This window comes from Companilactobacillus futsaii JCM 17355 (assembly GCF_001435505.1).
In the GTDB taxonomy this organism is placed as follows: domain Bacteria; phylum Bacillota; class Bacilli; order Lactobacillales; family Lactobacillaceae; genus Companilactobacillus; species Companilactobacillus futsaii.
Genome location: NZ_AZDO01000134.1, coordinates 1 through 8221, shown reverse-complemented (window position 1 = coordinate 8221; position 8221 = coordinate 1). Strand labels below are relative to the sequence as shown.

The window sequence follows — 8221 nt, the reverse complement described above, 5'->3', positions numbered from 1 at the left end:
TCTTAACTTTTCTTTATTTTTCCAAAGTGGCTAACTTGTTCTTGCAATTTGCGGATTTCTTTTTTTCGTTAAGAGCTTCAATAATTTCTGCAATATCGCTCTTTGAGATTTCTGAATTATTGATCAAATCTTTGATAGCATACCCTTTTCTCATACAACAAAGATTATCAAATAAGTCATTGACATTATCATGAATAGCCTCATCTTCTGAAACTAATGGTTGGTAAATATAAGGACGTTTAGTTTCATCAGCCTGTAAAAAATTCTTCTTTTGAAGACGACCAATCAAAGTTTTAATTGTGGCAGCTTTCCAGTCAGTTTTCTTCTCCAAAAAATCAATTACTTGCTTACTAGTGGCTTGACCCAAAGTCCAAATAATCCTCATTACTTGCCATTCAGAGCGACTCATGGATTCAATTTCTTTCATGTCGGTTCCTCCTTTTTGGTTTACATTTGTAATCTTTCTCAACAAAATACAGTTTACAACCGTAAACACCAGAAGTAAAGTTTAACGCTCAAAAAAACTCACCAATCATTTTGATCAGTGAGTTATTGATTATTATCTAATTGGACAAGCACCGCCAGCACAATCTGATTGATCGACTAGTTCGATATCTTTCTTGTCATGATTATCATTTTGTTCAGCAAAAACTTTAGCGACATTTTCGTCAACTTCTGATTCACGCTCTTGATAAACTTTCTTGTTGATTGGTTCTTTAGGAGCTTGTTTGAAACCTGAGCCAGTATATGGCAAGAGTGATGTTGACTTCGTTACATTTCTGTATTGATACATTAATGGTGCAATTTGGTCGCCTTCTTCTGGTTGGAAGGTAATTGTACAACTGACCGCATTATCTGACCAATAAGTTTGTAAGAATGCTTGTGTAGCGAATTGTTCAGCGATAGAAACTGAGCCAGCTGAAGCAAAATTAGGATCATCAGCATTTTCAGCTTTGACGGGGAATTCAACACACATTGTATGCTTTGTATAAATATCAGGTTCAATCTTGTATCCACAAGCCTTCAAAGCTGGTAGTAGTGGATCTGAGTCTTGGAATCTGATTCTTTGAATTAAGTAACCTGCATAGTGGAAATGCATACCTTCAGACACACCAGCAAGCTTAGCAACTGTACCAGATGGTTTAACGGTTGTGTGCTTGATAGATGCCTTACATCCTAATGCGTTTGAGTACTCCTTATCAGCTTTGACAACTGTCTTATATAAGTCATCAAATTTGTCAGCAACGCGTTGGTCATAAATAGGTTTTTGAATTGTTTCACCTGTTTGGGGATCTGTGGTAGGTTCAAAACCAGTTACAACACGATTACCAAATGTTGTCAAAATCCAGTCTTGAATACCAGACATTGAAACACCGATACGACGATTCTTTTGAATAACTTTACGAGAAACTTCCCAATCGTAATTACTAAATGTAACACGTTTTGTATAGCGAGCAGCTAGTAAGAAGGCTTCTTCTAAACTCCAGCCTTGTTCGTCAGCAATCAATGGGAACACTTCAAACAAGTTACATGGTTCACCATTACTTAGTGAGATTTCACCACAAGGGTTAGTTCCTTCAACGCCATCATCGATTCCAGGTTGGTAGCCATCAATTGCACGACCATAATTACGTGACAATTCAAGGTTAACGATTCCTGGTTCACCATTATGAGTAATCGAATCAGCGATAGGTGCATATTTATTGAACTTACTATCAACAGCAACACTGTTATTTGAAGCCCAACGGTGATGATAAAGTTTCTTTTGATCTTGTTTCATAGTAATAAAGTCATCATCAGTAGCTCCACCTAAAGCGAGTTCAGCAGAACGACGAACGTTACCAGCAACGACTGTTTTACCAATCATATTGCCCATATCGGTACAATCAACTGAAGTTAATTTTCTACCAACAGCTTCATTCATAACTTCATTAATATCAAAGAGCATTTCAACCAATGGTACAGGACCTGAAGCAGTACCACCAAAGCCTTTGATTTTTTCACCTTTAGCACGAATATCAGTAATATCTAGCACTACATCGTCCAAGCCGTCATTTGTATCATTAAAGTGAGCATCGATCATGTTGGCATTACCAATAACCCAACCTTCACGCGTATCTGGCAATTCATAGTGACGCTTATTGTCATATGAATTATCAGCTAACCATTCATCACGGTCCACAGCACCAGCAGCAATTGAATCCTTATAAGAAGCACTTTCTTTACCAATCAAAACTGTCAAGTTGACCTTATTATCAACAACTGGCATCAACTTCATATTTGATGGGACAACGGAAAAACCAACGCCGCCACCCTTCATCAATTGGTCGAACATAAATGAAAATGGCATGGAAACAGCTAATTGATCTTTTTGTAGATATGAAGGAACGATGTGACTGTCACCATATTTTTGTGGTCTAACAGCGATAAACCAACAATTGTTCAAAGCATCCCCATTACGGTGTTGATACTCTGTTCCAGAAATCCAAAGATTTCTACCTGAAGGAGTGGCAGCTAATCCATAGATCAATTTATAAAGTTCTTGGGCTTCTTTAACTAAGCCATTATATTGCTCATCGGTTAAATCATTATTTTGCAAACGAGGGTCCAAATTGATGTTACCTTCTACCACACGTTTAACTGTTTCAGACCAATTTTCAGTCCGACCTAATTCATCAATAAAACGAGCATAGGTACGTTTATACGTAACCCAGCCCAATTCACCCCAGTGGGGTTTAACTGTCTTTTTTACTTCGTCAACGAAGTCATCTGATAAAATAATTTTATTAATAGTGTTCATTAACATTCACTCCACAACTTTTTGATAACACAATATATAGTACCCCGATTTAATTTGAATAACAATATATAGTGTCTAAATTTATTTGGCAAATAATTTGGCACTAAATTTTGCATTGTTATTTCGGCATTTATAATCAAAAAAAGGTTCACCATTATTTAATAAATTCCTAAGAATTTAAAGCGAAAAAACTAAGGTCGCAATTACTATTCTAATATCGAATCAAAAGACTTAGCAATGATTATTTTAATTTAAACTTCTACTCGAATTTCAAGTGGATAACGGCAAATTTTCTCCTTGACACGAACATATGGTTGTCACGTCAGGTGTTCCACAAGAAAAATAATTTTGAACACTAAAAAAGCTACCCGATTCATAACGAGTCGAATAGCTTTTTTCAATTTTCCCATTTAAAATTCATTTCGTAACGCTCACTAACCGTATATCTCAACCTTTACCCTACATCATAACGGCATCCTCATAACGTAACATTTATAAATTTACTTGATCAATATGAGATGTAACTTGTGAACTATATTGTGATAATAAACCAATTTGATGATTCTTTCGATAATAGTCCCAATCCATCTTACGAACCCAAATTTTATCACTGTTCGTCCTAGTTTCAGAGACCAAGACCTTCGAATGACTGATCGGATAAACAGCAATTAACAATAGTGAAATCAAATAACCCTTTGTGAAAAAGAGACAAACAATCACCATCATGAACGTTATAACGTCTAAGGCGGTTAATCTTCGATAATATGATTTTGATTGATCCAATGTTTGCATCCCGAACACTCCCATCATTTTTCACGCTTATTATAATATCGTTCTCTAAATTTAATTGTAATCAACTTGAAGCTTAAGAATATCTTATCTATTTGGGATACTAACTAAAAAAATAATATCTCTATGGTAATATAATTACGTTATTTAAATTCAGGATTAAATGTAATGTTCAAATAAATATCCTGATGCATTCAAATAATTAGGGAAAACAAATTAAATGATTAATATAGGGGGATTTTTTTGATGCAAAATTTTATCAATAAAACCATCTTGACTTGTGTAGGTATTTTCACAACTACCGTTTTCTTATTGATGGTTTTATTTTATTATCAAGAATTCTTATTTCAAAGCCCGCTTCGAAATACTGTTGTTTTAGTTATTGCTTTAATATTGATTTCTGTAGTCGGATACGGATTAATGCGAATTAGAACTGACGATGAGCATGTCAACCGAATAGTTTTGTTTTCGTTAATTATTTTCTTCATGACGGTTGCTTTAATTTGGATATCATTAGTACCTAAAACTCAAATTAGTGATTATGGCAATTTCTGGTTGCGGTTATATCACTATCATATTGGTGATCCACTTTACCAAACTGATAATGATTATTTTTCTAAATATGCTTATCAAACTGGTTTTATGTATTATGCATTCTTAATTTCAAAAATTTTTGGATATAATATCTTTGCAATCCAATTTCTAAACGTAATTTATCAAGGCCTGACATTATTATTTACTTACTTATTGGTTGATAAAATTTTTGACAATATCAAAATGGCTCGCCTATCAGTTTTATTACTAATGATTGATTTGGATTGGTTTGCCCTAAATGCCGAAACAAGTAATCAATATTTAGGTTCATTACTTTACTTAATTACCTTTTATTTAATAATTCAAAATAAAACTTGGACCTATGCTTTAGCTGGAGTTACTTTGACAGCTGGTTGCTTGATTAGACCGATTGGACCTGTAATAATTGCTGGAATCGTCGTCTTTACTTTAATTTACTTACTATGGGAGCAACACGATTATCGAGCTTCTCTTAAGGTTTTAATGACCTTAGCAATTTACTTTATCCTCTTTAGTCTCGCTGGTTGGGGAATTAAAGCTTCAGGAATGAACCAATATGGATTGAATAATAACGATCCTGAATGGAAATTCGTTACCGGTTTAAATTATCAATCAACTGGAACTTATTCATCCGACATGGAACGTTTGATTGATGCTAGTAAGCCTCGAGCTACGATGAGTAAAGTCGAAAAAGCTGCCTTAAATGATGAAATCGACTATCTCAACGATAATCACGCCTGGCTCAAGCTATTCATCAAGAAGACACAATTACTCTGGTCATCACGAACTCTTGCTACTGATGGAGCCAATTTTGCCATGAATCATAGACAAAAAGCCGTTGATTTAGTCAATTATGTATCGTACTTAGGTTCAGTAGTTTTAATTATCTTCTCGTGGATTGGGTCATTATCACTATTTAAGACTAAATTCGATGATAATTTATATTTGCTATTATTGCCACTAATGGCCTTTGCAGTCGTTCAATTAGTCATTGAGGTGGCAAGGTCGTTATCGTATCGAATTCTTACCAATAATCTCAATAATGGGAAGTTTAGGTATTTACAATACAATTAAGATTTTGGGCAGTTCTAAAATAAAGCAATAAAGAAACTTTCAGTTTAAACTAATTTAATACAAAAAAAATCCTCACTAGAAATTTTTATTCTAGTGGGGATTTTTGATTAGGCTAAACTACTTGCTTTAACCCATTCGTTAGTAGCTACTTGATAATAAGTTTCACCATTTAGATCCATCTTATTAGCTGTTTGCCACTTGCTGCTTGGTGCTAAAGCACGACTAGTAATTGCTCGACCGTCTTTAGAATACAATTGAGCAACTGTACTGCCGATTGTTACGACGCCCTTGGCAGGTGTGACACCAGTAGTATCGTTATTAACTGTAACGTCACTGGCTTTGACCCATTCGTCAGTAGCTACTTGGTAATAAGTTTCACCATTAAGAACTAACTTATTGGCAGTCTTCCAGCTTGAGTTAGCAGTTAATGCACGACCAGTAACTTCTTGGCCATCTTTAGTATAAACGTGAGTAATGGCATCTTTAGTAGTTACTGTATTGTTGAACGGTGTAACATCGCTTGTAGTTGCTTCAGCTGTTACATCACTAGCTTTGACCCATTCATTAGTGGCAACACGATAGTATGTTTCACCATTGATAGTTTTTGATTCATAGTATTTCCATGAACTATTAGCTGCCAATGTACGACCACTGATAGTATTACCGTAATTTGTGTAAAGTTGAGCTGTTTGATCTTTAACTGTTACGACACCAGTTGGTTGTTCAGAATCCGCATTCTTTGTTACGGTAACGATTTGCGTATTATTGTCGCTTTGCAAAGTTACTGATTTAGTAGTTGTTGTGTAACCACTAGGAATTTGACTATCAGTTAAATCGACGGTATCTCCAACATTTTGGCTGTAAACTTCAGCACGGCCAACTTCAGTGTTATCAGCTGTCTTGAAAATTAATGTATTAAAGACTTGTTTGTTGACCTTAATGTTGTATTCTTTACCATCTTCCAAGGTAATTGTCTTGTCAGCGTCGTTCAACAAAGTACTACCAGCTGGAATATCAGTCAATGTATACCTATTGCCGTCACCACCATTAACAACTTCAGAATTAACTAAGTTATTATTTTGATCAACGTAATTAACTTTTGCAGAAATCATCTTAGTTACGTTAACAGTGACGTTAGCACCATCTTTTTGGAAGTTAGCGATACTACCAGAATAAATATAACCATCTGGATAGTAGCCTAGTGGTTGGCCTTCAGTTCCTTGTAAAGTCTTTTGACCAACTTTTTCTCCATTGTATTCATAAGTAACGTTATTAGTTACACTAGCAGCAGCTTGAGTAGTAACTTTATCAGCGGCTTGAACGGTTTGTGTCATTGGGAGTGTACCAAGGACCATACCAGAAACTAGCAATCCACTAAATAGTAATGATGTACTCTTTTTCAATATAAACCCCTCCATATTTTTAATATATATGAATTTATATCATATATACCTCAATTATAAAGGGATGGCATAATTTATTTGGATTTCATAAAATATTTAAAACTTATTTAAAGATTATTAAAAATTTTGATTCAAATATTTAGTAATTTTGAAAATATTTGAATATTTTGATTGATTCTGAACCTGATAAAAAGCCGGATTATTCAAACGATATTTATCATTTCTTTTAATCCAAAAAGTAACTTCTGGATTGTTTACAACATAAAAATTTTTACTAGATTGACGTTTATTTAAGCCCAAAATTATCGTCTGACCAATCTTTGGCATTGGCTTAGTTAAAGTTTGACCATAGACAATTGCTTGTGGATTTTTAATCCCAAATTGCTCGCCAGTATATTGACCTTCAATGTTCACTAAATAATTTTTAGCATGGATCAAACCACCCGAAAATTCTGTTTTAATCGTTGAATACTGCAAGGTTTTGTCTCCTGAAATTACTTTATCAATATAAATCGATGCCTTAGTCTCTGGTGTCAAAACACGCTTTAATTCCGGCTTTAGATCAATCACCCTAGCTTTGACCACTAGTTGACTGCCATTCTTAAAACGTGTTAATGACATATCTTCATCATTATACCCCACAGGTACGGAAATTATTTTTTCTCCGGGAAATTCTACCGTTTGAGCTTTTTTTAATCTTTTATTCCAGATTTTTTTATTTTTTTGAATTAACTTAGTCTGTTCCTTTGAGTCTTGTTGCTGATTTTGAAAACTACAACCGGCTAAAATAAGACTTAACAGTGCTACCAAACTAAGAAGTTTTTTCATCGATGGTCTCCTTTTTTAAATTGATTTCCAATAAACAATGTAATAGCTGTGAAAAACAATGCCATAATTGCAAAAACCACTAATGAAGTCCAGTTAACATATCCAAAGTAACTACTATTTGTCATCATATACAAAAAGAAAACTACAAAATCTATAACTGGAATCACTTTTTTACTCAGATCAGTTGTTAATTGGAGTAATGATAATAAGAAAATCAGATATACTTCCCAAGGAAGATTGATCCAAAAACTTCTCCCATGTAATAAATTTAATCCAATAACGATGATCGTCCAAAAGAATAAAAACATTACAAAGTTCTTAATTACTCTATTTTTCATAAATACCCCCTAAATATGATTTAAGATTAACATAATTTCTTCCCACACAAAAAAAGAGAACATCTTCAGAATTGCAATCAATTGAAGTGCAATAAAAAAGTTAGACATTTTTATAAGTTTTAAGAAATCATGGATTGTTCCCTGTATTCAACAGGAGACAATCCTTTTCTTTTTAAAGAAATTCGGTCATTGTTATACCAATTAATATATTCATCAACTAATTGCTTTAACTGATCTAAATCAAGAATGTTATACCTGTAAAGACACTCTCTTTTAAGCAGATTGAAAAAGCTCTCGATAGGGGCATTATCGTGACAATTACCTTTACGAGACATGCTTTGCTTAATATTCATTTCTTTTAGGCAGATTGCAAGAAATAACCGAACATTTTTTAAAACTTAATATTTTCCATAAAG

Annotated in this window: 7 protein-coding genes and 1 pseudogene; 1 reads left to right on the top strand and 7 read right to left on the bottom strand. The window is 33.9% G+C overall.

Annotated features, from left to right (window positions below):
* Positions 1 to 13: 13 nt before the first annotated feature.
* The 3 genes from FC88_RS10000 to FC88_RS09990 form a co-directional block, all read right to left on the bottom strand.
* Positions 14 to 427 (bottom strand): CopY/TcrY family copper transport repressor, encoded by a 414-nt coding sequence (locus tag FC88_RS10000; protein ID WP_057815202.1) that lies wholly within the window; start codon positions 425 to 427, stop codon positions 14 to 16.
* A gap of 132 nt (positions 428 to 559) precedes the next feature.
* Positions 560 to 2800 carry a ribonucleoside-triphosphate reductase, adenosylcobalamin-dependent gene (nrdJ, locus tag FC88_RS09995; protein WP_149029816.1) on the bottom strand — a complete coding sequence of 747 codons (2241 nt, stop codon included), beginning with the start codon at positions 2798 to 2800 and terminating at the stop codon, positions 560 to 562.
* 492 nt (positions 2801 to 3292) lie between these two features.
* Positions 3293 to 3592, bottom strand: coding sequence for a hypothetical protein (locus FC88_RS09990; protein WP_057815198.1), 300 nt, complete (start codon positions 3590 to 3592; stop codon positions 3293 to 3295).
* 243 nt (positions 3593 to 3835) lie between these two features.
* On the opposite strand from FC88_RS09990, the gene FC88_RS09985 reads away from it, so the two are divergent.
* Positions 3836 to 5236, top strand: coding sequence for an ArnT family glycosyltransferase (locus tag FC88_RS09985; RefSeq protein ID WP_235526929.1), 1401 nt, complete (start codon positions 3836 to 3838; stop codon positions 5234 to 5236).
* 107 nt (positions 5237 to 5343) lie between these two features.
* Here FC88_RS09985 and FC88_RS09980 read toward each other — a convergent pair whose 3' ends face one another.
* From FC88_RS09980 to FC88_RS12710, 4 genes and pseudogenes are all read right to left on the bottom strand, one after another.
* Complete coding sequence (locus FC88_RS09980; RefSeq protein ID WP_057815196.1) at positions 5344 to 6639, bottom strand: SLAP domain-containing protein; 1296 nt, start codon at positions 6637 to 6639, stop codon at positions 5344 to 5346.
* 117 nt (positions 6640 to 6756) lie between these two features.
* Entirely contained in the window at positions 6757 to 7467 is a 711-nt protein-coding gene (locus FC88_RS09975; protein ID WP_057815194.1) for a hypothetical protein, read from the bottom strand.
* Positions 7464 to 7805 carry a hypothetical protein gene (locus tag FC88_RS09970; RefSeq protein WP_057815192.1) on the bottom strand — a complete coding sequence of 114 codons (342 nt, stop codon included), beginning with the start codon at positions 7803 to 7805 and terminating at the stop codon, positions 7464 to 7466. Before FC88_RS09970 ends, FC88_RS09975 begins: the two co-directional genes overlap by 4 nt.
* Before the next feature lie 119 nt (positions 7806 to 7924).
* A pseudogene (locus tag FC88_RS12710) lies at positions 7925 to 8152 on the bottom strand (transposase); the annotation flags it as partial.
* Between the last annotated feature and the right edge of the window lie 69 nt (positions 8153 to 8221).

Bases quoted from the DNA above. Each gene is read 5' to 3' on its own strand.
- FC88_RS10000 (WP_057815202.1), bottom strand. From the start codon at position 427: ATGAAAGAAATTGAATCCATGAGTCGCTCTGAATGGCAAGTAATGAGG.
- nrdJ (WP_149029816.1), bottom strand. From the start codon at position 2,800: ATGAACACTATTAATAAAATTATTTTATCAGATGACTTCGTTGACGAA.
- FC88_RS09990 (WP_057815198.1), bottom strand. From the start codon at position 3,592: ATGCAAACATTGGATCAATCAAAATCATATTATCGAAGATTAACCGCC.
- FC88_RS09985 (WP_235526929.1), top strand. From the start codon at position 3,836: ATGCAAAATTTTATCAATAAAACCATCTTGACTTGTGTAGGTATTTTC.
- FC88_RS09975 (WP_057815194.1), bottom strand. From the start codon at position 7,467: ATGAAAAAACTTCTTAGTTTGGTAGCACTGTTAAGTCTTATTTTAGCC.
- FC88_RS09970 (WP_057815192.1), bottom strand. From the start codon at position 7,805: ATGAAAAATAGAGTAATTAAGAACTTTGTAATGTTTTTATTCTTTTGG.